Below are 26,075 nucleotides of genomic sequence, written 5' to 3' on the forward strand. Positions count from 1 at the left end.
CTGTAAAGATGAACAGGTTATGGATGATTCTTGTATTAGGAACACTTACGGCGATTGGACCATTATCTATTGATATGTATTTGCCTTCGTTACCGAAATTAACGGATGACTTGCAAACAGGTGCATCTCTAGCACAGCTTACATTAACAGCTTGTTTGCTTGGGCTTTCAGTAGGACAATTATTTGTTGGCTCAATTAGTGATATTTACGGAAGACGCAAACCTCTTATTATTGCTCTTATTATTTATGTTGCTTCTTCTTTACTTTGTGCTGTTGCACCATCTATTTGGACTTTAGTATTATTACGCTTCCTACAAGGAGCTTCAGGATCAGCCGGAATTGTTATATCACGTGCAATGGTACGTGACATGTATTCAGGTTCTGAAATGACGAAATTCTTCTCACTGCTTATGTTAGTAAACGGAGCAGCACCTATTTTGGCACCGATTATTGGGGGACAATTATTACAGTTTACAACGTGGCGCGGTGTCTTTATCGTTCTCGGAGCAATAAGTGTATTTATGTTAATATCAGCTACTTTCGTATTACGTGAAACATTACCTCCTGAAGAAAGAGAAACAGGCGGTTTGTCAGGGACGTTAGCGACGTACGGAAAACTGTTAAAGGACCGTTTGTTTATGGGATATGCATTGTCACAAGGATTAGTAACGGCGGCAATGTTTGCATACATTTCGGGATCACCATTTGTGTTGCAGAACATATACGGAGCATCACCACAGCAATTTAGTTTATTCTTTGCAATCAACGGTATCGGTATTATTATTGCGAGTCAGGTTACGGGTCGTTTAGCAGGGAAAGTGAATGAGAAGACATTATTTGTCTCTGGTATTGTTATTGCAGCTGTTGGTGGTTTATCTTTACTACTAACAATCTTATTAGGAATAGGGTTAATTGGTGTTTTATGCTCGTTATTCCTTGTCGTATCAAGTGTTGGGGTTGTCTCAACAACTGGGTTCTCATTAGCGATGAGAAATCAAAAACAAGCTGCAGGAACAGCATCAGCTTTATTAGGCTTATTACAGTTCATTTCAGGAGCGCTTGTTGCACCGCTAGTAGGTATTGGTGGAAGTAATACCGCATTACCGATGGGTGTTGTAATAGCTCTTTGTGAAATTGGTGCGGTACTATGCTATTTATTTATGGCTAGAAGAAGTGAAAAGCAGTTTGAACTGCAAGCAAGACAAAATTTAGAGGCTTAACAAAAAAGAACTGATTCAAAGGGAATATTTGAATCAGTTCTTTTTTTCATTTCTTTCAAATACCTCATGCATATTATTCATGATCGTATCATATAAAATAGCAAGTTTATCCCACACCCAGCGATTACTATCAACTTCTTTTTCCCCGCAGTCGATAATATCGGTATGGTCGGTAATTTTATACGCTTTTTTAACGATAATAGGAGCAATTTTCGGTATACGTGGGATTTCTTTTAAGATATCTGCGAAGTTTCCAATGTAGACATGACCGATGATTTCGATTGTTAATGATTTATCTGATATATTTAGCACTGTATGAAATTGATTTGTATGTTGTTGTTTTAAATATTGGGCTAACTTAAATGGAGCATGCTTCTTTTTTAATACGCGGCGAAGGCTCTCTGTATTTTCGATATGAAGTGATTTTTCGCGAATAAGTACACGAATATCTTCTCCCATAAAAGGCATTGTATTGTACATAGATGATTCTCCTTAAAAACTTACATATGTTTGCGTTATGCATATGTAAGTCTAGCATGGTTTGTTCTTTATGTGTGCTTACAGTTTTGTAAGGTGCTGTAGTAAAGCAGTGCAAAAGTTATTTGTATAAAGTGACGATACTGTGACAAACATGTTGGTATATATATTACGATGTCGTCTTAAGTGTAAAAAGTAGGATGTTCTCGGTATAATAACAAGTGGAGATAAAAGAAACTATAATGAGTAGTAGCTGTAGATAAAAGGAGAAGAAGAGATGAAGAAGGTTTTGGGTATTGCTGTAATGGGAAGTATGATCCTTCTAGCAGGATGTAATGGAAATAAGGATACGAAAGAACCGAAAGAAAAGGTAGAGCAATCTACAGAACAAACAGAAGAAATGAAAGAATACCGTGCAGTACATGAAAAATACGATTTGAAAATGAATAAAGAAATTAATAACGCACTGCAGTTATTTGAAGTGGCAAAAGAAAAGGGCGGTAAGGAAATAACGACTGCTACATATAAAGAAGATGTGCAAAAGGTAACGACGAGCATGTTAGAAGATATTGATCATATACGAAAAGAAATTCGTGTTCCGAAGTCGAAAGAGCAAGAACATGAGGTATATGTCGGTTTCTTGAATGAATCGGAACAAGCAATGAAAAAATTACAGAAGTTAGCTAAAGAAGAAGATTCATCGTTGATTCGTGATATAGAAATTAATTTTGCAACAGCATCGACATACTATAAACGTTTTCAAGCAGAAACGAAAAAATAACCTTGCCTGTGCAAGGTTATTTTTTCTTCTTACCATCGCCGTCTTCATCCTCGGATACTAATACCTTCTGTTCTTCGTGAAATTCGGAAATAGTTTGCCCGGTAATATTATCAAAGGGGGTGTAAAAAGAGGTAATGCTTTTCTTTTTAATGAAAAGTTTATAAAATCCAATGATAACAAGTATAACGATTGTTAATGGTAATCCTATAGTTGCTAGAAGTAAGGGATCCATCATATAACTCCTTTCATATCGGTTTTTTTTATTATAGGCGAAAAACTGTAATTTAGATAAATACACTATTAAAAACTGATTTTTCTAAATATATCCAATTTGATTGACTTTTCATTTTTTCAGAATTATAATTCGAAATATACAATTTGAACCAAATAATAAAATAGCAATTTACTTATCCAGAGAGGTAGAGGGACTGGCCCTATGACACCTCAGCAGCGGGTTCTGTAATAGGAACACCGTGCTAATTCCAGCAAGCAAGTCTTGAAAGATAAGTGATAGGCCTTTGTTTATTAAGCCTTGATCTTATTTTTTAAGATCAAGGCTTTTTGTATTCTAAAAAGAGAAAGGGAGTAATGGAAAAAGCACGTTCATAAAACTAAGTAAATATATGTGTTTAGGGGGTATTGGAGTGTATGTAATTAAAAAATTATCGGTTATGGTGTTCACACTATGGGTTATTACGACGGTGACATTTCTAATTATGCATATTATTCCGGGGGATCCATTTTCATCAGATGCAAAGATCTTTCCGGAGGAAGTTGTGCAAAATATGAGAGCGAAGTATCACCTTGATGAACCGTTATGGAATCAATATGTTGCTTATTTAGACGGCGTAGTTCATTTTGATTTTGGTGAATCTGTTCAATCAACCGGGCAAGGTGTATCAGAAATCATAACAACTGGCTTTGGTCCATCAGCAATTATTGGTTTACAAGCACTTATTATTTCATTGCTAGTCGGAATTGCTGCAGGTACATTTGCTGCTCTCTATCATGGGAAAGTAATTGATTATGGTGTAAGTTTACTTGCCATCCTCGGTATTTCTATTCCGAGTTTTATTTTAGCACCACTATTTATACAAATATTCGCTATTCAATTCGAGCTCTTACCAGTAGCCTCTTGGGGTACATTTGAACATACAGTATTGCCATCCTTTGCATTAGCGTTAGGACCAATCGCAGTGATTACAAGATTTGTTCGCTCTAATATGATTGAAGTTTTGCAGAGTGATTATATTAAGTTAGCGAGAGCGAAAGGTATACCGATTAAGAAGATTATTATAAGACATGCTCTTCGAAATGCAATTGTTCCGGTACTTACATTTGTTGGGCCGTTAATGGCTGGGTTGTTAACGGGGACTTTTATTATTGAAAAAATCTTTGCAATTCCTGGTCTCGGAAAATATTTTGTAGATAGTATTTTTAACCGAGATTATCCAGTCATTATGGGGACAACGATTTTCTATAGTGCATTATTAATTTTTTGTATTTTCATTACAGACATTATTCATCGTATTGTTGATCCGCGTATTCGTTCTATTACGTAAGGAGGGAGGATATTTAAATGGGTGCTTATGAAATTAATAAACAGTTATTGACAAATGAAGAGAAAAAAGAATTAACGAGAAATAAAGATCAGCAAGCAATTAGCAGAAAAAAAGAAGTGTTTCGTAAGTTTGTATCGAATCCAATCGCAGTTCTAGGAACGGTGACATTGTTACTCATTATTATTTTTTCTCTTATCGGTGAAAGTTTAACCACTTTTACTGCGAGTGAACAAGTAAAAGAGGCGACAAATCTACCTCCTAGTAGTGAGCATTGGTTTGGAACAGATGATTTAGGTAGAGATATTTGGGCGCGTACTTGGGCTGGTGGGAAAATTTCGTTAGTAGTTGGATTAGTAGCAGCTGTTCTTGATATAGGACTTGGTGTACTAATTGGAGGATTTAGTGGATATGTGAGAGGGCGTAATCGCCTTGGAACGTTAATAGATGAGTGGATTGTACGAGGGATTGAAATATTATACGGTATCCCATATTTATTAATTGTAATTTTATTGCTAATCATTATGAAACCAGGACTTTTTACAATTATTATCGCCCTTGCATTAACAGGTTGGATTGGTATGGCACGTCTCGTTAGGGCGCAAGTCTTATCTTTAAAGCAAAGAGAATTTGTTATTGCAGCGGAACGATTAGGCACATCTCATATGAAGATTATATATGGACATATCATTCCGAACTTAACAGGTATTATTATCGTAAATTTATCATTTACAATTCCAGCGGCTATTTTTTCAGAATCATTTTTAAGCTTCATCGGACTGGGAGTACAATCACCGGCGGCAAGCTGGGGGACAATGACGAATGATGCGCTTGGGACATTATTAAGTGGGGAATGGTGGCAACTTTTCTTCCCATCACTGATGATTGCGCTTATTATGTTCGCATTTAATGCAATTGGTGATGGTTTGCAAGATGCAATTGATCCAAAAATCGTAAAACGGAATCGAAAGGAGAAAAAACATGGGACAGCTTTTATCTTTAGAAAACGTAACGTTAGCCGTTGAAAAAGAGAATAGTAAGCAAGAAATTGTGAAACATGTTTCCTTTTCTATTAACGAAGGTGAAATTGTTGCACTTGTAGGAGAGAGTGGTTCAGGGAAAAGTGTTACAGCACAAGCTATTATCGGCTTAAATCAAGAATCAATTCAAATTGATGATGGAAATATATCTTTCGAATCAAAGGCATTAACTAAGTTACAAGAATCAGAATGGAATCAAATTCGTGGGAAAGATATTTCTTTTATCTTTCAAGATCCGCTTTCATCTTTAAATCCGACGATGAAGGTGGGAAGGCAAATTACAGAAGTGATTTTGCAGCACGAAAAGAAATCGAAAAAAGAGGCAAAAGAAATTGCAATTAACTTATTAAATGATTTAGGAATACATGAAGCAGAGAAACGCTTTGAACAGTACCCACATCAATTAAGCGGAGGTATGAGGCAACGTATTTGTTTAGCAATCGCATTTGCTTGCCACCCAAAACTCGTTATTGCGGATGAACCTACGACAGCATTAGATGTAACAATTCAAAAGCAAATTATGGAGTTATTAAAGGAAAGAAAGGAAAAGCAAAATACGAGTATTTTACTAATTACGCACGATTTAGCACTTGTACGTGAAGTAGCGGATCGAGTAGTTGTGATGTATGGAGGACGTGTTGTTGAAAAAGGAACGATAGAGGAAGTGATAGGTTCTCCTAAACATCCATACACAAAAAGCTTATTACAAGCAATTCCCAATATGGATGATTCCGAAAAAGTATTACGTGCAATAGAAGGGACGACACCTTCCATTGAGACGTTAAATAGCTTTGGTTGTCCTTTTGTAAATCGTTGTCCAGTAGCGATAAAAGAATGTATTCATCGTTTCCCAGAGAGAACAACATATTCCAAGGAGCATAGTTCACATTGCTGGCAACATGTTCTGGAGCATAATAAAGCGAAATCAAAAGAGAAGGTGAATGCCTCATGACGACAGATTTAATTACTGTAAAGCAAGTAACGAAAACGTATGGAAGTAAAAATAAAGAAATCGCAGCGTTAAAAGACATATCGCTTGCGATCCCGAAAGGCACAACGCTTGGCATTATTGGAGAAAGTGGTTCAGGAAAAACAACACTTGGTAAGCTCATAGCTGGGATTGAGAGCCCAACGTCTGGTGAAATTGAATATAACAATCAAGTCGTTCACAAGTTGAAGGCAGCTCATAAACGTGATTTCTTACAGAAAGTACAGTTTATTTTTCAAGATTCCACAGCAGCATTAAATCCGCGCTGGAAAGTACGCGATAGCGTAACGGAAGGATATATTTCATTCGGTTTAGGTGATAAAGGATTAAAGGATAAAGTAGCAGGTGATGCGCTAGAACGTGTGGGATTAGATAGACGATATATCGATCGCTATCCGCACGAATTTAGCGGAGGGCAACGTCAACGTATTGCTATTGCAAGAGCTTTATTATGTGAGCCAGAAGTATTGATTCTTGATGAACCAATTTCAGCGTTAGATGTTTCACTTCAAATTCAAGTTGTACATCTGTTGCAAAAAATTCAAAAGGAACAAGGCTATACATATTTATTTATCGCGCATGATTTGCCAATGGTTCACTATTTATGTGAAAAAGTGGCTGTCTTATATAAAGGAGAACTTGTTGAATTTGGAAATACGGATGAAGTATTCCGTAATCCACAACATTCTTATACAAAAACATTATTAGCATCTACACCAAAAATTTCAGGTTAAAGGGGAATGGAAGATGAAGAAGTTTTTATTATTTGTCATTATGACCGTATTAGCAATTACTTCTGTCGCTTGCGGTAAGAAAGATACTTCAAAAGCAAGTGCTAGTAAAGGAGACCGTTTTGTAACGAATCTCGGTAGTGATCCTTACACGTTAGATTCAGCGATTTCAACAGATAATAACTCTAATTATGTAATTGAGCACTTATTTGCAACTTTGTATAGACAGACAACGGATGGGAAGTTTGAAAAGGATTTAGTAGAGAAAGAGGAAGCTGGGGCAGATGGAAAAGAGTATACATTCTATTTGAAAAAAGGATTGAAATGGTCTGATGGTTCTCCATTAACAGCAAAAGATTTTGAATTTGCTTGGAAGAGAATATTAAATCCTAAAACGGGTTCTATGAATGCAACTGAACTCTATTTCATTAAAGGTGGAGAAGCATTTAATACGGGGAAAGGTGCAGAAGATGCAGTAGGAATTCAAGCAGTAGATGATGTAACTTTAAAGCTACAATTTGAACATCCGGTAACATCTATTAAGCGAACATTAGCCCAGTCGTTATATATTCCACTTAATAAAAAATCTATTGACGAAAAAGGTAAACTAAAAGTAGATCCAAAAGAATTAATTACAAATGGTCCTTTCACATTGAAAGAATGGAAACATAATCAAGCGATTATTTTAGAAAAAAATAAAGAATTCCATGATAAAAAAGTAGCATCAAAAGAAATCGAATTCCGTATTATTCCTGAAGGTAAAACAGCGTACCAATTATATAAATCTGGAGAATTAGATTTATTATCTAACATACCAACGGATTTAGTTGAAAAAGAACAAAACAATAAAGAGTTTAAAAAAATGCAAGACTACTCAACTCATATTTACTCATTTAATTCAGAGAAACCACCATTTACAAATGCTAAAATTCGTAAAGCCTTTGCATTAGCTGTAGATCGTAAGTTTATCGTAGAGAAAATATTAAAGAATAATGCAAAAGAAGCATATGGATTTGTTCCAGAAGGAGCAAAAACAGAAGGTGGTCGTGACTTCCGTAAAGAGAAGGGTGATTATTTTAAATATGATCCTGCGGTAGCTAAGAATCTATTAGAAGAAGGAATGAAGGAAGAAGGATGGACTACACTTCCAGAAGTAACGGTGAAATATTCAGATAAGAAAAAAATAGCTGAAACACTTCAAGAAATGTTTAAGAAAAATCTTGGTGTAGACGTAAAGATAGAAGGTAAAGAGTGGAAAAGTTATATTGATATGTACAAACAAAGTGACTTCCAAATCGCATATATGGGATGGGGAGGATCTACATTAGATCCAGCTGCTCAATTAGAAATTTATGCAGGTGATGGACCAAATAACTATGCGAAATGGTTTAATAAAGACTTTGATAATTTAATTAATCAAGCAAAATTAGAACAAGATGAAAATAAACGCTTTGACTTATTACATCAAGCAGAAGATATTATGTTTACAGAATATCCTTTAATCCCACTTGTATTCCCAACAGACTCTTATTTACAAAAGTCATCTGTATCTGGATTAGAATACTACGTAGGATCTCAACCAAGTTTACGATATGCTAAAAAATAAAATAAAGAAGTAGGCAACTGCCTACTTCTTTATTTTATTTCTCTTTTATATTCTTTTTTCGTTCCATCAGAGAAGACAACTTCTAAATCAAATTTTTGATAGTCTTTATCAAGTTTGAACACGTTCACTACTTGATCGATTACTTCTTGGTCAGCAGTATCTTTATCAAATTTTAATTCTTGTAGAAGTGGGCTTAATTTTGTGATAGCCTCGTCTCCTGTTAATTTTACATCTGCTTTATGATCTTCAATTTTTGCTTCCATTTTCTTATCAGCTGCTACATTTTTATAGTCTGCTTCGTAGTCTTTCTTTGTATCTTGGTAGTCTGCCTTTAAATCGAATTCATTGAAGTTTAGTTTTAAATCTGCAGGAGCCTCGTTTTTTGCTTCTTCAGTCGTCTTTTTATTAGAAGTTGTATCTTCTTTTGCAGGAGCTTTACATCCTGTTAATGCAGGCACTAGCATAAGAGCTAATAAAACTGATAGTAGAGTTCTCATTATAAATTCCTCCTTATGTAAATTCGTTCTATACAAGTTTTTCCCAAAAACATGTAATTATGTATGTGTTGAAAATAAATTATTATTCTGTAGTCATAAGGGCTAATCCGCAATTTAAATCAAAAACGATTTGTATGTATATGGTAAATTGAAGTTGTGAGGGAGGGACTAAAATGCATGAAGAGTATAAAGAGATAATAAAAAAATCAATTGAATATATAGAGAATCACTTACATGAGGAGCTTACAACAGAAAGAGTGGCATCTTACAGTGCAGTATCGATGTACCATTTTCATCGTATCTTTCAAAGATATGTTGGGATGAGTGTAACGGATTATATTCGAAAGAGAAGGTTAACTCATGCTGCGCAGACTTTAGTATCGACTGAAAGAGCAGTTATTGATATTGCAATGCAATATGGTTTTTCCTCACAAGAGGCATTTACGAGAGCTTTTAAAAGAATGTTTCAATTGCCACCAAAGAAATATCGAAAGTACTTCCAGTCATTTTATATAGAAAGAGAGGGTGTTTCAATGCAAAAAGGTATACCGAAAGGATGGATCTTAAGTGGAAGTCATCCTGCTGAATATGAGATGGGTTTAGATTATGAAGTTGTCCATCAAGGGAAAGTATCTGCATACATAAAAGCAAAAGAGAATGTTACGCACGGAGGATTTTCAACATTAATGCAAATGTTCAGAGCAGATAAATATGTAGGGAAGAGATTACGTTTTACAGCATTTGTTAAGAGTGAAAATGTAAGAGATTGGGCAGGATTGTGGATGCGAGTAGATGGAAAAGAGACAGAACCGCTTGCTATGGATAATATGCAAAATCGTCCCATTAAAAATACGAATAATTGGCAATCGTACTCAGTTGTATTAGATATAAAAGAAGGAGCGCTTGGTATTGCATTTGGTGTTTTATTATCAGGAGAAGGTTATGTGTGGCTAGATAGTATTCGATTTGATGAAGTAGATGAAAAAATTCCTACAACAGATTTGGCAGAGAACTTTTATGAAACACTCTTAGAAGAACCAGTGAATCTACAATTTGAAGAATTAGAAAAATAAAAAAAGGAGAAAAGATATGCTCAAATATGTAAAACTAATAAGTATTAGTTTAGTAATATCGTCTTGTATTATGGGAATTAATTATTTAGTTAGCTATCTTTGGTCAGGGCATATACCTTCTTTGACGTGGAGAACATATTTGATGTTTGTGTTTATATTTATGATGAGTTTTAGTTCAATGCAAAAAGAAGGGGAAGAGGATTATTGACAATAGTTTTCTTTGCATTTCTTTCAGTAACATAAATGTTTCTAACTGTGTTTGGAAACGCAGGTATGATTTTTAATATTATCTCGCTATCACTACAACTTGTAAGTTCGGGTGTAATCGTACCACATGAAATGCTTTCTAAAACATATCAAACAATCGGCGGATTATTTCCTGCAACATATGCAGCGAATGGCTATTATACAATAATATTTGGAGGAGTTAGTTTAGAGAGAAATATTATTTCATTATTAGTTATTGTATTGGTTACACAATCAGTAGCAGTGATGACTTTAGCTATAAAAGGAATGGTAAAGGGAAGAAGAAGCTCTGTAGTTAAAGAAGCATAAAATAAAAAGGTATCCTCGGTGGGATACCTTTTTATTAGCACTTATTATTTTGCAACTTCTGTCCACTTGTAGTTAAACTCACCACCGAAGTCAGTTGTTACAAGTCCTTTAATAAATCCGCGTTGTAAGTAAGAACGACCTTGTTGGTATAAAGGAGCGACAGCACCGTCTTGTAATAGAATTTTTTCAGCTTGCTTCATTGCTTCCCAGCGAGCTTTTTCATCACCAGCTAAATCTGTTTTTACTTTATGAATTAGCTCATCGTACTCTTTGTTAGAGTATTTATCGAAGTTGTAAGCACTATCTGTTGTAAATAAATCTAAGAATGTAATTGGATCAGCGAAGTCAGGGCCCCAGCCATCAATACCGATTTCATAGTCACCACTTAACAGTAGTTTTAACTGTTGTTTACGTGGTTGTGGTTTTAAATTTACTGTTAATCCATCTAAGTTCTTTTCTAGTTCACCTTTTAAATATTCACCAGTCTTTTTAGCTAAAGCATTATCACTTGTTAAGAGTTCAATTGTTACTTTGTCAGTACCAAGTTCTTGCTTCGCTTTTTTCCAGTTTTCTTTCGCTGTTTTCACATCATCTTTCACTAGATTTCCATTTTCTTTACGGAAGTCGTTGCCATCAGGACTTTTTGCAAATTTCGCAGGAACCATTCCTTCAGCTGCAACAGCGCCGTTATTTAAAATTGTTTCTACGTATGCTTTCTTATTCATTGCTCCGTTAATAGCAAGGCGTGCATGTTGATTTTTTAATGTTTCATTTTTTTGATTGAGTCGTAAAAATTGAATGCCAACTTCAGCGCGTTCTTTGAAGTTTGGATCGCCCTTATATTTATCAACAAACTCCGCAGTTAAAGCAACGCGATCAATTTGTCCTGAATCATATAAATTAACTTCTGTAGACTTATCTTTAACGACATTGAAGTTGATTTCTTCTAATTTCACCGTTTTAGCATCCCAATAGTTAGGATTCTTCTTCAGTTGGAAGCTTTGCTCGTGTTTCCAGTTATCTAATGTGAAGGCACCGTTGTAAATTAAATGATTTGTTTCTAAACCGTATTTATCGCCTTGAGACTTTAAATACTCTTCATTAATTGGTAAGAATGTTGAGAATGTCGTTAAACTTAAGAAGTAGGGAACAGGACGATCTAGTTGTACTTCTAATGTTTTGTCATCAATAGCTTTGACCCCTAGTTGATCAATCGGCAATTGTTTTTGGTTTATTTGTTTCGCATTCTTTATATCGAAGAATAAGAATGCATATTCAGCTGCTGTATCAGGGGTTACGGCACGTTGCCAAGCGAAGACAAAGTCTTTTGCTGTAACAGGAGTACCGTTTGACCATTTTGAATCACGCAGATGGAATGTATATTTCGTTTTATCGGGACTAACGTCAACCGACTCAGCGACACCAGGAATCGGTTTATTATCTTCTCCCATTGCATATAACCCTTCAAAAACATTACGCATTACGTTCATGGATTCCCCATCCGTTGCTTTTGCAACATCCATTGTTGGAATTTCTGAAGCAAATGATAAGTTAATTGCTTGTTTATCAGGTGCTTTATCATTTGCTTTCGCTCCGCTTGCGTTATCTTTATTTCCCCCGCAAGCAGTTAGTAATAGACTTGCCCCTAAAACAGATGCAACAACAGGTACAACTTTTTTCTTCATTGTTCGTTCCTCCCTAAATGTGTTGTTTCGTAACGTCATAATGTCCATGTTTTGAAGTGTATCTATAGAAGAAGAGAAAACCTATTATAAATATGTACATGTAGGTAATCAGGTGTTCTATATGTATATACATGTTGAACTATAATTTATCATTATATGCTTCGACGTAGTAGACGTTATATTATGATGGTGAAATATTTCGTTTCTTTGATTATTTAGAATATTAACACTGGAGAGAACTATATGTCAATAATAAAAAGTTGAGCATTAATTTTTTAAAATAATATATTAAAAAAGCGGATTTCCTCTTATTGAGAATCCGCTTTTAATACATTTTTTTAATAAAATAATTACTATAGATAGAAAAATATCGATTCAGCTTGCCTTTTATTTTTCAATTTGTGCCCATTTGAAGTTTAATTGACCTGCAAAGTCTACTTGCACAATTCCTTTCACATAAGAACGTTCTAAATAAGATTCGCCTTTTTGGTAAAGGGGAGCGATAACAGAGTCTTTAAATAATATTTTTTCAGATGCTAGTAATGCTTCCCAGCGAGCTTTTTCATCACCAGCTAAAGTCGTTTTCACTTTTTCAATTGTTTCATCGAATTCCTTATTAGAGTAATGATCTAAGTTGTAAGGGTTATTCGTTGTAAACAATTCAAGGAATGTAATTGGGTCAGCAAAGTCAGGGCTCCAGCCATCAATACCGATTTCATAGTCACCTTTTAATAAAAGTGAAACTTGTTGTTTACGTGGTTGTGGTTTCACATTTACTGTTAATCCATCTAAATTCTTTTCTAGTTGTCCTTTTAAGAACTCACCTGTTTTCTTATCAAGGTCAGCATCACTCGTTAATAATTCTAATGTAATCTTTTCAGAACCAAGCTCTTGTTTTGCCTTTTTCCATAACTCTTGTGCAGATTTTGTATCAACTTTAGTTAAATCTCCATTTATAGTACGGAAGTCCTTTCCATCAGGCCCTTTTGCAAAGTTTTTTGGAACGAGACCAAAGGTTGGTGTAGAGCCATCATTTAATAACGTATTTACAAAGGATTTTCGATCAATTGTTTGATCAATTGCTTGGCGTGCAGAAACGTTTTGCAGTACTTTGTTTTGTTGATTCATACGTAAAAATTGTACGCCTACGTTCGGACGTTCTTTAAAGTTTGCATCCTTTTTATATTTATCAACGAAATCAGATGTTAATTTTATACGGTCTAATTGTTTTGATTCGAATAAGTTTACTTCTGTTGATTTTTCTTTTACGACGTTAAAATTGATTTCCTCTAGTTTGACAGTATCTTTATCCCAATAGGTAGGGTTTTTCTTGAATTTAAAGCTTTGTTCATGCTTCCAATCGCTTAGTGTAAAAGCGCCGTTGTACAAGATTGTATTGTCTTCTAAAGCGTACTTATCACCTTGTTTTTTAAAGAATTCCTCGTTAATTGGTAGAAATGTTGGGAACGCTGTTAAGCTAATAAAATAAGGAACAGGACGCTCTAATTCTACCTCAAACGTATGGTCATCAACTGCTTTTACACCAAGTTGGTCGGCTGGAAGTTCTTTGTTGTTAATTTTTGTTGCATTTTTAATATCAAAGAATAGAAATGCATATTCAGAGGCTGTTGCTGGATCGACAGCTCTTTGCCAAGCGAAGACAAAATCTTTCGCTGTAACAGGAGTACCGTTTGACCATTTTGAATCTCGCAGGTGGAATGTGTATTTCGTTTTATCGCCACTTACTTCATGAGATTTTGCAACACCAGGGACAGGTTTATTACCTTCACCAAGGTTATACAAACCTTCAAATACGTTTCTCATTACTTGACCAGAATCAGTATCTGTAGCACGAGCTGTATCCATTGTTCGTATTTCAGTAGGTGAAGATAAGTTTAAAACCTGTTTACTAGGTGCCTCGTCTTTTGCATTTGCTCCGCTTGCTTCGTTTTTATAACTACCGCAACCAGTTAATAAAATACTTACTCCTACAACTGATGCAATACCGGGTACAAACTTCTTTTTCATTTGGTTTTCCTCCTAAATAATTAAGTTTGGATGATGATGAGGGAAATGAAAAATAAAAAATCCCTCTTTTCGTATTGAGAAAGAGGGATTTTTACGTACAAGTTATGCACCCGTATATAAACGAAGTCCCTCATTCTATCTTTCAAGCTATAAAACTTGCAGGAAGTGGCACAGTATTCAAAAATGAACCTGCTGCCGAGGTTTCAAAGGGCCAGTCCCTCCACCTCTCTTGATACAATGAGTAAACGAATAAACTTTATTAATTTTTGTGTTTCTTTGATAATTCAAAATCTTACACCTTGGATGATGAAGTGTCAACTGAATGAAATATAGTTTAAATTTTCAGTTTTATTTAACGAAAAACCACTGCATATGGCAGTGGTTTTTCTACTAGAAGTTAAAGTTATCTGGATCTGGACCAACGCGACGATCTTCATTTAAAGCTTGAATTGCTTTCATATCATCAGCACTTAATTCAAAGTCGAAGATGTTTGCATTTTCAATAATACGATGTTCTTTAATTGATTTAGGAATTGTTACAACTTCGTTTTGTAAATCCCAGCGTAAAATAATTTGCGCAGTTGATTTATTATATTTTGTCGCAATTTCTTGCAACGTTGGATTATCTAGTAGTTGTCCTTGCATTAACGGTGACCAAGCTTCAAGCTGGATATTATGTTCTTTACAGAAAGCGTGCAACTCTTCTTGTGCTAGACGTGGGTGGTATTCCACTTGATTGACCATTGGCTTAATTTCAGCAATTTCAAATACGTCTTGTAAGTGGTGAATATGGAAATTACTCACGCCAATTGCACGAACACGGCCGTCTTTATAAAGTTTTTCTAACGCTTTCCATGATTCAGTATATTTCCCTTTTACAGGCCAATGTACTAAATATAAATCTAAATACTCTAGTCCTAATTTTTCTAATGTAGTTTCAAATGCTTGAAGTGTTGTTTCATACCCTTGATCGCTATTCCATACTTTTGATGTAATAAATAATTCTTCACGTGCAACACCTGATTCACGGATTGCTTGGCCAACGCCTTCTTCGTTTTGATAGATTGCTGCAGTATCAATGCTGCGGTAACCATTTTTAATTGCTGATTTTACAGATTCAATTACTTCTGAACCATCTTCTACTTTAAAAACACCTAAACCGAACCAAGGCATTTTTACACCGTTATGTAATGTTGTATAGTCTTTTAAACTTGTTAAATTCATATTATTTCCCCCTAGCTTTTTTGTTTGTTGCTTCTACTGCTTTTTGAATTGCCTCTGAAAAATTATATTCATATAAAGCTTTGAGACCTTCAGCTGTGGAACCACCTGGCGTTGTTACTTGTTCACGGAGGTTAGCTGGATCTTGTGTTTGTTCAAGCATAGAAGCAGAGCCAGAAATCATTTGAATGACAAGGTGTTTTGCGGTTGCTTCATCGACTCCATAACTTTTTGTTGTTTCAATTAAACTTTCAGCAAAGTAATAAAGGAAGGCTGGTGCACTTCCAGTAACTGCAGTAAGTTGATGAACTTCTTCCTCGGTACAAAGTTGCGAAGTACCAATGCCCCCTAAAAGCAATTGCAGGGTTTCTTGATCAGTCTCGTTTACGAATTGTCCCATCGTGTATAAGGAGATAGACTTACCAATTTCAGCAGCTGTATTTGGCATAATCCAAGCAACAGGCGTTCCTTTAGGAAGTCTTTCTTCTAAATAAGATGGGCCGATGCCGGCAGCTACCGTTACGACAAGTTGATTCGATAGTAACGGAGATAACTCTGCTAATAATTCTTCATGTGCAGAAGGCGGCATTGCTAAAACAATCGTATCAACAGACGTAACATGTTGCTTCCAATCTGTTGTAGTAGACACATTATATCGCGCTCGTAATTGATCTAGCTTTTCTACGTTACTTCGGTTAGAAACGATAATCTCTTCGATGTATTCTTTGCTTGTTTTAAGTAATCCGGAAAATATAGCTTCTGCCATACGACCAGCACCAATAAATAGAATTCGATGTTTAGTTAGCATATCCTCTATTCCTTTCTAGTGGAGATATGTTATAAAAAACGATACCATTTTTAAGAGAATTTTGTAAAAAGAAAAGGCTTATTGTAGATGGAATAGATAATGAAAAGTAGGAAATTAATGGTGAAAGGAAGAGTGATTCCTTATACTGGTGATAGGGAATTTATTACACATCTGGGGAGAGATGCTTATGATTAGAAGTCCGCTCTTTTTACTCATTACTAGTATTATTTGTGTATTGGTTGGATTGTATATTCAATCGAGCTATATTGAAATCTTTGCATCGGTCATGGGAATTATTAATGTTTGGCTATTAGCAAGAGAAAAAGTATCCAACTTTTTATTCGGTATGATTACCGTTGCGGTATTTCTGTATATTTTTATTACACAAGGTTTATATGCAATGGCAGTATTGGCAGGTTTTCAATTTATATTTAATGTATATGGTTGGTATCATTGGATTGCACGTAGTGGGGAGGAAGAGGTAAAAGCAACAGTTCGTTTAGATTTGCAAGGTTGGATTTTTTATATAATCTTTATTTTAGTTGCATGGATTGGTTGGGGGTATTATCAAGTCCATTACTTAGAATCAGCAAGTCCATATTTAGACGCTTTAAATGCTGTACTAGGATTAGTAGCTCAATTTATGCTAAGTCGAAAAATCCTAGAAAACTGGCATTTATGGATTTTATATAATGTAGTTAGTATTTCAATTTATATCTCCACTGGGTTATATATTATGCTAATATTAGCTGTTATTAATCTCTTTATATGTGTAGCGGGTTTGCTAGAGTGGAAGGATAATTATAAGGGATAAAAACAGACAAATAATTATATCTAGAAAATAATTAGAATTAAAAAACCTCTGAAGCATATGTGCCTCAGGGGTTTACTAATAGATTATAAGTTTATGCTTTTGTCATACCAAGTAATACAGCGCCGCCGATAATTAAAACACTACCTAGTGCAATAAAGATCAATTGACGTTTCGTTTTCTTTTCGCCTAAGAAGACAATCGCACCAAATGTTGAGATAACGATTCCAGTTTGAGATAATGGGAAGCTTGTTGCTACTCCGACACGTGGTAATGAAAGAAGTAAGAATAAGTTTCCAGTTCCCCATAGTAAACCAGATAAAGCGTTACGGATTGCATATTTGTTAAATGGTTTATGTTTAGATGTCAGTACAACCGCACCAACAAACATACCAACTGCTTGTGGTAAAATAGCAGACCAACCATCGATGTTATACCAACGAATAATAATTACATATACAAGATAGCCAAAAGTAGAAACAATTAAAGTAAGAAGTCCCTTTTTCAATTGTCCTGGTGGCTGAGCATTTTCTTTATCATCTAATGATGTGAATACAACACCAACTACGATTAATAGGATTGCAATCGTTCCCAGAATGATCGTTGTAGTAGTAGTCCACTCACGGAAAGCGATAACCCCAAAGATAGAAGTTGCAACAAGTTGCATACCAGTAGAAATTGTTACAGTAGTTGAAACGCCTAGTTTTTCAACTGTTTTTAATTGGTTTACTTGTCCTAAAGCCCAGAATAAACCTGAAATAAAACCAACAATCAAGATTGTCATTGTTAAAGCTGGTTGAGTAAATACATACATAATTGTTGCGAAGAATAGAGCACCGATTGTCATACCTACCGTTTGGCTATATGCACCACCGCCCATTTTTACGCTTACTAATAAGATGTTTCCCCATGCAATTGCAGGAAGAAGCGCTAATAAAATGTCCATTACAAGACTCCCTTCGTTTTGCTATACCAATATAATTACATATCGTTCTAACGATCGGTAATGCCCCACTACTAGAGTAGAAGATTACCGATCGCTAAAACAGGATGAAGAATTCACGATATAAATGCGTTTTCATTTCTTCATTTTTTCAAACACCTCCATATAATAACAGGAAATTGCCTATTTTAGAAAGTAAATTCAAATAGAATGTATATTTAAATAAAATTTAAAATTCAGTTATTTCCCGGTGGTATATTTTTATTTCCTAAGAAATAAAAAAGCAGCTTCAAAAAGAGCTGCCTTAAGAGTTAGTAATTCTTTTATTAATAAGCTGAATACATAGCAAAAATAGGAGGGACATACTAATAGTGATAACTACTAGTGTCCAGGCGAGCTGCATATTACTTGCATCAATCGCCATGTAAATGGCAGTTGGGATAGTTTGTGTTTTACCAGGAATGTTTCCGGCAAACATGAGCGTAGCACCAAACTCACCAAGCGCACGAACAAAGCTCAAAATCATTCCACTTAGTAAGGCAGGAAATGCAAGCGGAAGTGTGACGTGTAGAAAAACTTGATATTCACTTGCACCAAGGTCACGAGCACTTTCTTCAATTTGTACATTCGCGATAGAAAATCCTGTTTTTGCTGATTGGTACATAAGCGGAAATGCAACAACTGTAGAAGCAATGATAGCAGCAGTAGATGTGAACATAATAGATTGCTGAAATATTGATTCTATCCACGTTCCAATAGGACTGTTATTTCCAAAAATGATAATGAGAAAAAAGCCGATTACAGTTGGCGGAAGTACCATTGGTAGTAAGAAAATAGTTTCTAATATTACTTTATATCTCCATGAGGAGCGTGCTAGCGCTCGTCCGATTATCGTTCCTAAAATGGTAACGATAATGGTGGCACATGCAGCTACTCGTAAAGATAGAAAGATTGGTGATAAAATAGTATCAAAGCTCATGGCAATTATGATAGGACTGTAAATCCGTATTTTTTAAAGATAGATTGTGCATCTTTTGACTGCAAATACTCATAAAATGAAGTCGCCTCTTTCTTGTGTTTAGATTCTTTTATAACACCTAAAGGATAGTGAATTGGCTCATGAGAAGTAGCCGCTGCTGTCTCACCAATTTTTACTTTGTTTGAAATAAGAGCATCTGTTTTGTATACAATACCAGCATCAACATTACCTGTTTCTACATATGTTAACACTTGGCGAACATCTTTTGTAAATACGACTTTATTTTGAATGTCATTCCAAAGATTTTCATGTGTGAGAGAAGCTTTTGCGTATTTTCCCGCAGGTACAGATTCAGGTGTACCAAGTGCGATTTTTTTTATTTTTTCATCTTTTAAATCTTGAATTTTTGTAAGAGAACTATCTTTTGGGACGACTAGAACGAGTTCATTTCCAAGGAGATTTTTCCCCTCTTGTTCATTAATGAATCCTTTTTTAACGAGAGTTTGGAATTTATCTTCGGCTGCTGAGAAGAATAAATCAGCAGGTGCACCTTGTTCGATTTGTTGTTGAAGTGCACCAGAAGCGCCGAAGTTAAAAGAAAGTTTAATATTAGGTTCTTTTTCTTTATATTTTGTTTCAATTTCTTTTAGCGCATCTTGTAAGCTTGCAGCTGCTGATATAGTAAGTTCAACTGTTTTTCCTTCTTTAGCGGTTGATTTCTCTTTCTTCTCTCCGCTTGTACATGCAACACTAAATATAAGAAGAAAAGAAAGGATAAGTGCCCCGATGGATTGTAATGTAAACTTATTCATAAAAAATCCCCTTTCGTTTTGACATAATTAATTATAACTAAATATAACTAAATATAACTAGTTATAATTGAATATAATTTGAACGATGTAGTTATTTTTAAAATATAGGAGAAATATTCTTTTCTTTGTTACAATGAAGAAAGAAAGTGAGGAATCGTCTATGGATCATCATTCCTACACAACGGAAGAAGTAGCGAAGCGATTAAAAGTATCAAAATTAACTGTATACGATTTAATTAAAAAAGGAGAACTGCCTTCTTATAGAATTGGTAGACAGATGCGCATTGATGCAGCAGATTTAGAACAATATATTAAGCAAATGAAAACAGGTAACGTACAAGTTACTTCTGTAAAGAATGACAGTAATAGTATCTCGAATACATGTATTATTAGTGGACAAGAACTAACGTTAGACATGTTGGCAAAACGTATAGAAAATCGCCTGCCAAGTTCAAATATATTAAGGGCATATCAAGGTAGTTTAACGAGCCTAGTAAAAATGTATCAAGGAGAAGGAAGTATCGTTAGCTTGCATTTGTTTGATGGCGAAACGGGTACATATAATGTTCCTTACGTAAAACGTATTTTAGTAGGACAACCATGTACGATGATTAATTTATTAGCAAGGAACGTTGGGTTTTATGTGCAAAAGGGAAATCCAAAAAATATAAAAACATGGGCTGATTTATCTCATTCATCTATACGATTTGTAAATCGAGAAAAAGGTTCTGGTATTAGGGTGTTAGTTGATGAACAATTGCGCATTCAAAAGTTAAATAAAGAGAATATTAGTGGATATGAATGGGAAGAGTCGAATCATCTTGGTGTTGCCACGCAAGTCGCGAATGGGAAAGCTGATGTGGGAGTAGGATCAGAAAAGTTTTCGCAAATTGTAAATGTAGACTTTATTCCAATCATGAAAGAGCAGTATGATTTAGTGATTTTGAAGAATAAAGAAAATGAAAAGCTGATCGAAGTTGTAAAAGACATTCTGCAATCGGAAGAATTTCATAATGAACTAAAAGCGATTGGCGGATATGATATGACGAAAACAGGTCAAACTATATATGAAACAAACTAAAAAGCTGCTTGTCTATAAGATGAGCAGCTTTTTCTATATATAAAGGGGTTTGGGGAAACAAAGTGTTAAACAAGACCTTTAGCAAGTGTGTAAATGAAAGCTGTAAGAAGAGTCGCTCCACTTGCAAGTCCGATAAAGTCTGATTTGTTAAATGTAATGTTGTTCATTATAATCTCTCCTTATTTGTTTAATGTAGTTGCAACAGCTTTTGCATCGACAAGTGCGGATAGCACCATGCCCATTGTATTTAAAAATTTGTTTGATTTCATTTTGTTCATCATGCGTATCCGCTCCTTTTCGAATTGTTGTTGCCCTGCTTTATATCTTAATTATAGGAAATATGATCGCCTGCAACTATCGAATTAGCTTACGGAAGACTTACACTTTTGTAAGAAAAAAAGACATTCGTGTAAGAATGTCTTTTAAAGCATATTAATGTGGTGGTGCTCTTCGATTGTTTTTAAAAAGCTACGCATTGAATTTGTCATATACCTATCCTTGCGGCGTATGAAAACCGTTGAAATACTGCCGTATTTTTCAGGGATTGCATGACAATGTACTTTCCCTGCTTTAGAAAGGTGGTGGACAGCAGACTGTGGTACGAGCGTAATTCCAAGGCCGAGTGCAACACTGTTTAATATAGTCTCTAATATATTAAATTCCATAATTCTTTTTGGTAGCAAACCTTCATCTTTCAGCCATCGTTCTAGTTTGGAACGGTATCCACATCCTTGGTTAAAAACGAGTAAAGGCGTTGTTGTAAATTCTTCTATATGAAAAGCTTTATTTTGTGTTACAAGCATTAATTTCTCTGTACTAACATCATATTGTTCAATAAGGGGATGTTTTATTGGCCCTGATATAAAAGCGCCATCTAGTTGATGATCGAGTACTTCTCTAATTAATTCTTCTGTTAGACCTGCTTGTAATGATAAATCGACGTTCGGATAGCTTTTATAGTAAGAAGATAAAATGGTAGGTAATGTACTTACTGTTTCAACAGTACCGATTTTTAATATGCCAGAGGGTGTTTCACTATCTAAAAATACTTGTTTTAGCTCCTCAACATCTTGCAAAATTTTATTAACATAAACGAGCATTTTTCTTCCTTCAGCTGTTAAAGTCATGCCTCGTTTATGACGATAAAAGAGCGGTGTTTTCAGCTCGTTCTCCAGTTGTTTAATACGCGTTGTTACATTTGATTGTACGTAATTTAATTCCTTTGCTGCGCTACTTACACTACCTTGGTCAGCAACGCTCTGGAAGATTTGTAAATCTCTTAATTCCATAATACGATCCTCCTTGATGTTAACTATCATTATAAATGATAGTTAACATCATTTTGAATCATTTTACGTGATATATTTTTTCTTTTACAATTCTCTTTGTGCAAATAGAAAGAAGTGGGGGATTGCGGTGAGAAAAGGTCAAATGATAATAGGCGCTTTAGCGTGTTTAATTGCAAGTATGTCATGGGGAGCAATGTTTCCAGTTGCTGATCATGCGTTAGAATACATAGATCCATTTTATTTTTCGCTTATTCGCTATGGAGCGGTGGCGATAATGCTGATTGTATTGTTGTTAATGAAAGAAGGAAAACGGGCATTTCGTTTAGAGGGAAGAGGAAAGTTACTCGTCTTTTTTGGAACGATGGCGTTTACTGTATATAATGTACTTGTATTTTTAGGTCAAATGTTAATGGGAAAATCAGGTGTGATGGTAGCTTCCATTATGGAAGCACTTATGCCGATGATTTCTATTTGTATTTTATGGGGATATAAGCATGTAAAACCGAAAAAATATATGATAACGAGCATGATTATCGCTTTTATAGGGGCTGTATTTGTTATTACAAAAGGTGATATGAGTTTCTTTTTAACATTGAAAGATAACATGTTTTCGCTAGCATGTATATTTGTTGGAGTTGTGGGCTGGGTTATTTATACGATGAGTGGTCAAACGTGTAGCGATTGGTCGACATTACGTTATTCTACGTTGACGTGTGTATTCGGTACGACTGTTACAGGAATTATAACGATAATTATAACGGCGTTTGGATATGTTTCAGTTCCGAGTATGGGAACGATTTTTATTGTGAAATACGATTTATTATTTATGATGACATTACCAGGGATAGTAGCGTTACTAGCTTGGAATTACGGTGTGAAAATTTTATCGTCCATTAATGGGATTTTATTTATTAATTTTGTACCAATTACAACCTTAGTTATTATGATGATGCAAGGATATCAAATAACAATGTTTGATATTGTAGGGACTTTACTTGTTATTGCTGCACTTATTCGTAATAATGTTTGTCAGAGGAAAGAAGAAAATATCAACAAGAGAATTTTAGAAGAAGAGCAATTACGTCAAGCTGTTTAATAGGCAATTGGAGGATTTTACATGTTAGAAAGTTTATTGTTTTTCTTTGCCGTCGGAGTTGCTTGTGAGCTTGCAGCAATTAATCGAAATGGTCGTAAGAAGATAAAACAACAAGCTGAAATGATAGAGCTTTTAAAAGAGTTAAAAGAAAGAAACATTTAAAAAGACGACCGGGCATAGACGGTCGTCTTTTTCTATATAAAGGGGAAAGGGGACACAAAGTTATACAAGCGTAGCAGCGTAAATAAAAGCAGTAAGAAGAAGAGAGCCGCTAGCTAATCCTAAAAAATCTAATTTGTTAAAAGTAATGTTATTCATGATGCATTCTCCTTACTTATTTAATGTAGAAGCAACAGCTTTTGCATCGATAAGAGCGGAAAATACCATGCCCATTGTATTTAAAAGATTGTTCGTTTTCAGCTTGTTCATCATATTGATCCGCTCCTTTTCGAATAATGGTTGCCCTGTTTCTGACTTAATTGTATGAAATATCGCAAGAAGTAACTATCGAATTAGCTTACAAGAAAATTACACTTTTGTAAGAATTGAAATTTAACAATTAATACTCATTTTTATTACCAACTCCTATAACTTAGTGTTATAATTGAGGTGAGAAAATGACTATACTTCGGATGTTCAGAAAGGAACGAAACCAATGTATAAACCAATTACATTTTTGTTGAAATATATATTTAAAACAGCTGGGAAAGTAGAAGTGCAAGGAAGAGAAAAGCTACCAGAAGGTGGCCCGTATGTTGTTGCGTGTACACATACAAGTTTTATGGATGTATTAATGTTAGCTACAGGGATGTACCCAACAGAGATTCATTACATGGCCAAAAAAGAATTATTTGAAGGGAAATTCAAAAATTGGTTCTTTAAAAATGTAAATGCATTCCCTGTAGATCGTGCAAATCCAGGACCGAGTACACTTAAAATTCCATCCCGCTTATTAAAAGAAGGAAAAGTGGTAGGGATTTTCCCAAGTGGAACGAGATCGACAGAAGATGTTTCGTTAAAAGCTGGTGCTGTGACAATTGCGATGCGTTCTAACGTTCCATTAATACCAGCAGCTTATGTTGGTCCATCAAGTGTAAAAGAATTAATAAAGGGGAAAAAGGCACAATTGATTTTTGGAGATCCGATTCAAATTGATGCTGAAGAACAAATAGATCGGAAAACAGCTATGAAAATGATGACAGACCAATTAAATGAGAAGTTTGAGGAGCTAAAGGAAGCTTTGGAATCAAATCAAAAGTAAGAAAAGACGACCGGGCATAGACGGTCGTCTTTTCTATTACTATTTATAATAAAGGGGAAAGGGGACACAAAATTTATACAAGCGTAGTGGCGTAAATAAAAGCAGTAAGAAGAATCGAGCCACTAGCCAGTCCTAAAAAATCTAATTTGTTAAAAGTGATGTTATTCATAATATATTCTCCTTACTTGTTTAATGTAGAAGCAACAGCTTTTGCATCGATAAGAGCGGAAAATACCATGCTCATTGTATTTAAAAAATTGTTTGATTTCATTTTGTTCATCATATAAATCCGCTCCTTTTCGAATAATGGTTGCCCTGTTTCTGACTTAATTGTATGAAAAATAGCAGAGAGTAACTATCGAATTAGCTTACAGGGAAATTACACTTTTGTAAGAAAAATGAATGAAGGTGTAATGATGAGAAGGTTTGACATATGTTCATGGAATTTATTAATTTAAAAGTAGAGGTGAATGTATGGCTAATATTAAAGATATTGCAAAGATGGCGGGAGTTTCAGTTACGACTGTTTCGAGAGTATTGAATGATCATCCGTATGTAAGTGAAGAAAAAAGGAAAGCGGTTATAGAGATAGTTGAGAAGTTGAATTACTCACAAAACGCAAATGCTGTTCATTTATCAAAAGGAAAGACGAATATTGTTGGTGTAATTCTCCCTTACATTAATCACCCGAGCTTCGATGCAATGGTAGGGGGAATGATGGAGGGAGCGTTAACTCATAACTACAAGGTGCTACTTTGCCAAACAAACTATAATAAAAAAGAAGAAATGAAAAGTTTACATATGTTAAAAACGAAACAATTAGATGGCCTTATTATTTGTTCACGTGCAAATGATTGGGAAATGATAGAACCGTATGCTTCATACGGCACAATCATTGCTTGTGAAGACAATGATATTTCAAATATCTCAAGTGTATATACAAATCATTCGGCAGCTTTCCAGCTAGGAATGAATCACCTTATTGAAAAAGGTTATAAAAAAATTGGTTATTGCACGGGGAGAAAGCTAGGACCGAGTAGTCAAAAGCGTTTTGATGTGTATAAGCGTCAATTGCAATCTATAGATGAAGAAGTGAATGAAGAATGGATTTTCACAGAATGTTTTACGTTAGAAGATGGTGTGAGAGTGGCTCATAAATTAAAGGAGATGCAGCATCTTCCTGAAGCATTAATAGTAGCAGGAGATGAGGTTGCAATTGGGGTTATGACGGAAGCTGAAAAATTAGGTATTCAAGTTCCTGAAGACTTAGCGATTATTGGATTTGATAACCAACCTATTTCGCAAGTGTTACAACTTACAACTATTGATCAAAATTTAAAGGAAATAGGTAAAAAAGCCTTTGAAATGTTTTATCGGCAAACAAATGCTGAAAGTTCTAAACAAGAAAAGGTGGAAATTCCATATGAACTTGTGGAGCGATCTACAGTGTAGTTTTAATCCGTTATGTGTATAAGTGCATAACGGATTATTTTTTTGAAATACCTTTGACAGGAAACGCGTTTCATACTTTATA

The 26,075-nt window shown here is 34.9% G+C and carries 30 protein-coding genes and 2 riboswitches; of the genes, 16 read left to right on the top strand and 14 right to left on the bottom strand.

What is annotated here, in order from left to right:
- The first annotated feature begins 8 nt into the window (after nt 1-8).
- On the top strand, nt 9-1,220 hold the full coding sequence (locus NST14_RS01065) for a multidrug effflux MFS transporter (RefSeq protein ID WP_116777230.1): 1,212 nt from the start codon (nt 9-11) through the stop codon (nt 1,218-1,220).
- A gap of 33 nt (nt 1,221-1,253) precedes the next feature.
- On the opposite strand, the gene NST14_RS01070 is transcribed toward NST14_RS01065, so the two are convergent.
- Nucleotides 1,254-1,700 carry a hypothetical protein gene (locus NST14_RS01070; RefSeq protein WP_229143423.1) on the bottom strand — a complete coding sequence of 149 codons (447 nt, stop codon included), beginning with the start codon at nt 1,698-1,700 and terminating at the stop codon, nt 1,254-1,256.
- A 274-nt stretch (nt 1,701-1,974) separates the two neighbouring features.
- On the opposite strand from NST14_RS01070, the gene NST14_RS01075 reads away from it, so the two are divergent.
- Nucleotides 1,975-2,478, top strand: coding sequence for a hypothetical protein (locus NST14_RS01075; RefSeq protein ID WP_000756528.1), 504 nt, complete (start codon nt 1,975-1,977; stop codon nt 2,476-2,478).
- Nucleotides 2,479-2,494: 16 nt separating this feature from the next.
- Here the strand turns inward: NST14_RS01075 and NST14_RS01080 are convergent, their stop codons facing one another.
- Entirely contained in the window at nt 2,495-2,710 is a 216-nt protein-coding gene (locus NST14_RS01080) for a DUF3951 domain-containing protein (RefSeq protein ID WP_000371390.1), read from the bottom strand.
- Between the two features lie 172 nt (nt 2,711-2,882).
- A riboswitch (SAM riboswitch) is annotated at nt 2,883-2,988 on the top strand.
- 134 nt (nt 2,989-3,122) lie between these two features.
- On the opposite strand from NST14_RS01080, the gene NST14_RS01085 reads away from it, so the two are divergent.
- From NST14_RS01085 to NST14_RS01105, 5 genes are read left to right on the top strand one after another with little or no spacing between them, the layout of a single operon-like run.
- A complete protein-coding gene (locus NST14_RS01085; protein WP_000289330.1) occupies nt 3,123-4,040 on the top strand; it encodes an ABC transporter permease in 918 nt (305 codons plus the stop codon).
- 17 nt (nt 4,041-4,057) lie between these two features.
- On the top strand, nt 4,058-5,062 hold the full coding sequence (locus NST14_RS01090; protein ID WP_000501549.1) for an ABC transporter permease: 1,005 nt from the start codon (nt 4,058-4,060) through the stop codon (nt 5,060-5,062).
- A complete protein-coding gene (locus tag NST14_RS01095; protein WP_229143425.1) occupies nt 5,019-6,029 on the top strand; it encodes an ABC transporter ATP-binding protein in 1,011 nt (336 codons plus the stop codon). Before NST14_RS01090 ends, NST14_RS01095 begins: the two co-directional genes overlap by 44 nt.
- The gene (locus NST14_RS01100; protein ID WP_000205670.1) at nt 6,026-6,799 is read left to right on the top strand and encodes an ABC transporter ATP-binding protein; all 774 of its coding nucleotides are present in this window, start codon (nt 6,026-6,028) and stop codon (nt 6,797-6,799) included. The genes NST14_RS01095 and NST14_RS01100 overlap by 4 nt, the downstream gene beginning before the upstream one ends.
- A 13-nt stretch (nt 6,800-6,812) precedes the next feature.
- A complete protein-coding gene (locus NST14_RS01105) occupies nt 6,813-8,402 on the top strand; it encodes a peptide ABC transporter substrate-binding protein (protein ID WP_000714093.1) in 1,590 nt (529 codons plus the stop codon).
- A 29-nt stretch (nt 8,403-8,431) separates the two neighbouring features.
- Here the strand turns inward: NST14_RS01105 and NST14_RS01110 are convergent, their stop codons facing one another.
- Entirely contained in the window at nt 8,432-8,899 is a 468-nt protein-coding gene (locus NST14_RS01110; RefSeq protein WP_001259643.1) for a YusW family protein, read from the bottom strand.
- Between the two features lie 173 nt (nt 8,900-9,072).
- On the opposite strand from NST14_RS01110, the gene NST14_RS01115 reads away from it, so the two are divergent.
- Genes NST14_RS01115 through NST14_RS01125 form a run of 3 tightly spaced genes read left to right on the top strand, consistent with a single transcriptional unit; the run spans nt 9,073 to nt 10,527 of the window.
- Nucleotides 9,073-9,972, top strand: a complete 900-nt coding sequence (locus NST14_RS01115) for a helix-turn-helix transcriptional regulator (protein ID WP_000544209.1) — start codon at nt 9,073-9,075, stop codon at nt 9,970-9,972.
- A gap of 16 nt (nt 9,973-9,988) precedes the next feature.
- Entirely contained in the window at nt 9,989-10,180 is a 192-nt protein-coding gene (locus NST14_RS01120; protein ID WP_000922550.1) for a hypothetical protein, read from the top strand.
- Between the two features lie 35 nt (nt 10,181-10,215).
- Nucleotides 10,216-10,527: a hypothetical protein gene (locus NST14_RS01125; protein WP_050541400.1), complete on the top strand. Its 312-nt coding sequence runs from the start codon at nt 10,216-10,218 to the stop codon at nt 10,525-10,527.
- 44 nt (nt 10,528-10,571) lie between these two features.
- Here NST14_RS01125 and NST14_RS01130 read toward each other — a convergent pair whose 3' ends face one another.
- The 4 genes from NST14_RS01130 to proC all read right to left on the bottom strand — a co-directional run bounded on the left by NST14_RS01130 (nt 10,572) and on the right by proC (nt 16,269).
- The gene (locus tag NST14_RS01130; protein WP_229143426.1) at nt 10,572-12,212 is read right to left on the bottom strand and encodes a peptide ABC transporter substrate-binding protein; all 1,641 of its coding nucleotides are present in this window, start codon (nt 12,210-12,212) and stop codon (nt 10,572-10,574) included.
- Between the two features lie 387 nt (nt 12,213-12,599).
- Nucleotides 12,600-14,240 (bottom strand): peptide ABC transporter substrate-binding protein, encoded by a 1,641-nt coding sequence (locus NST14_RS01135; protein ID WP_000726476.1) that lies wholly within the window; start codon nt 14,238-14,240, stop codon nt 12,600-12,602.
- Nucleotides 14,241-14,372: 132 nt separating this feature from the next.
- Nucleotides 14,373-14,479: riboswitch (SAM riboswitch) on the bottom strand.
- 151 nt (nt 14,480-14,630) lie between these two features.
- Nucleotides 14,631-15,464 (bottom strand): aldo/keto reductase, encoded by an 834-nt coding sequence (locus NST14_RS01140; RefSeq protein WP_001054821.1) that lies wholly within the window; start codon nt 15,462-15,464, stop codon nt 14,631-14,633.
- A 1-nt stretch (nt 15,465) separates the two neighbouring features.
- Nucleotides 15,466-16,269 (bottom strand): pyrroline-5-carboxylate reductase, encoded by an 804-nt coding sequence (proC, locus tag NST14_RS01145; RefSeq protein ID WP_109631554.1) that lies wholly within the window; start codon nt 16,267-16,269, stop codon nt 15,466-15,468.
- A 187-nt stretch (nt 16,270-16,456) separates the two neighbouring features.
- On the opposite strand from proC, the gene pnuC reads away from it, so the two are divergent.
- Nucleotides 16,457-17,083 (top strand): nicotinamide riboside transporter PnuC, encoded by a 627-nt coding sequence (pnuC, locus tag NST14_RS01150; RefSeq protein WP_229143427.1) that lies wholly within the window; start codon nt 16,457-16,459, stop codon nt 17,081-17,083.
- 91 nt (nt 17,084-17,174) lie between these two features.
- Here the strand turns inward: pnuC and NST14_RS01155 are convergent, their stop codons facing one another.
- From NST14_RS01155 to modA, 3 genes are all read right to left on the bottom strand, one after another.
- Entirely contained in the window at nt 17,175-18,026 is an 852-nt protein-coding gene (locus NST14_RS01155) for a GRP family sugar transporter (RefSeq protein ID WP_000353544.1), read from the bottom strand.
- Between the two features lie 301 nt (nt 18,027-18,327).
- Complete coding sequence (modB, locus tag NST14_RS01160) at nt 18,328-19,002, bottom strand: molybdate ABC transporter permease subunit (RefSeq protein ID WP_001996525.1); 675 nt, start codon at nt 19,000-19,002, stop codon at nt 18,328-18,330.
- 5 nt (nt 19,003-19,007) lie between these two features.
- Nucleotides 19,008-19,814, bottom strand: coding sequence for a molybdate ABC transporter substrate-binding protein (gene modA / locus NST14_RS01165; protein ID WP_001032220.1), 807 nt, complete (start codon nt 19,812-19,814; stop codon nt 19,008-19,010).
- 133 nt (nt 19,815-19,947) lie between these two features.
- Here modA and NST14_RS01170 point away from each other — a divergent pair, with 133 nt between their 5' ends.
- On the top strand, nt 19,948-20,895 hold the full coding sequence (locus NST14_RS01170; protein ID WP_000712209.1) for a helix-turn-helix transcriptional regulator: 948 nt from the start codon (nt 19,948-19,950) through the stop codon (nt 20,893-20,895).
- 65 nt (nt 20,896-20,960) lie between these two features.
- On the opposite strand, the gene NST14_RS01175 is transcribed toward NST14_RS01170, so the two are convergent.
- Together NST14_RS01175 and NST14_RS01180 are read right to left on the bottom strand one after the other, a co-directional pair.
- Complete coding sequence (locus NST14_RS01175) at nt 20,961-21,062, bottom strand: DUF3948 family protein (protein ID WP_001060016.1); 102 nt, start codon at nt 21,060-21,062, stop codon at nt 20,961-20,963.
- 255 nt (nt 21,063-21,317) lie between these two features.
- Nucleotides 21,318-22,184: a LysR family transcriptional regulator gene (locus tag NST14_RS01180; protein WP_229143429.1), complete on the bottom strand. Its 867-nt coding sequence runs from the start codon at nt 22,182-22,184 to the stop codon at nt 21,318-21,320.
- A 127-nt stretch (nt 22,185-22,311) separates the two neighbouring features.
- Here NST14_RS01180 and NST14_RS01185 point away from each other — a divergent pair, with 127 nt between their 5' ends.
- Nucleotides 22,312-23,280, top strand: coding sequence for a DMT family transporter (locus NST14_RS01185; RefSeq protein ID WP_229143430.1), 969 nt, complete (start codon nt 22,312-22,314; stop codon nt 23,278-23,280).
- A gap of 21 nt (nt 23,281-23,301) precedes the next feature.
- On the top strand, nt 23,302-23,442 hold the full coding sequence (locus NST14_RS01190) for a YrzO family protein (RefSeq protein ID WP_000894066.1): 141 nt from the start codon (nt 23,302-23,304) through the stop codon (nt 23,440-23,442).
- 60 nt (nt 23,443-23,502) lie between these two features.
- Here the strand turns inward: NST14_RS01190 and NST14_RS01195 are convergent, their stop codons facing one another.
- A complete protein-coding gene (locus tag NST14_RS01195) occupies nt 23,503-23,598 on the bottom strand; it encodes a DUF3948 family protein (RefSeq protein ID WP_001060007.1) in 96 nt (31 codons plus the stop codon).
- Nucleotides 23,599-23,935: 337 nt separating this feature from the next.
- On the opposite strand from NST14_RS01195, the gene NST14_RS01200 reads away from it, so the two are divergent.
- Nucleotides 23,936-24,541, top strand: coding sequence for a lysophospholipid acyltransferase family protein (locus NST14_RS01200; RefSeq protein WP_000277774.1), 606 nt, complete (start codon nt 23,936-23,938; stop codon nt 24,539-24,541).
- Nucleotides 24,542-24,614: 73 nt separating this feature from the next.
- Here the strand turns inward: NST14_RS01200 and NST14_RS01205 are convergent, their stop codons facing one another.
- A complete protein-coding gene (locus NST14_RS01205) occupies nt 24,615-24,710 on the bottom strand; it encodes a DUF3948 family protein (protein ID WP_001060001.1) in 96 nt (31 codons plus the stop codon).
- Nucleotides 24,711-25,015: 305 nt separating this feature from the next.
- Between NST14_RS01205 and NST14_RS01210 the strand changes: the two genes are divergently transcribed.
- Entirely contained in the window at nt 25,016-25,993 is a 978-nt protein-coding gene (locus NST14_RS01210) for a LacI family DNA-binding transcriptional regulator (protein ID WP_001273908.1), read from the top strand.
- Nucleotides 25,994-26,075: the final 82 nt, after the last annotated feature.

It is taken from the genome of Bacillus sp. FSL W8-0519 (assembly GCF_038005585.1).
Taxonomy (GTDB): Bacteria; Bacillota; Bacilli; order Bacillales; family Bacillaceae_G; genus Bacillus_A; species Bacillus_A paranthracis.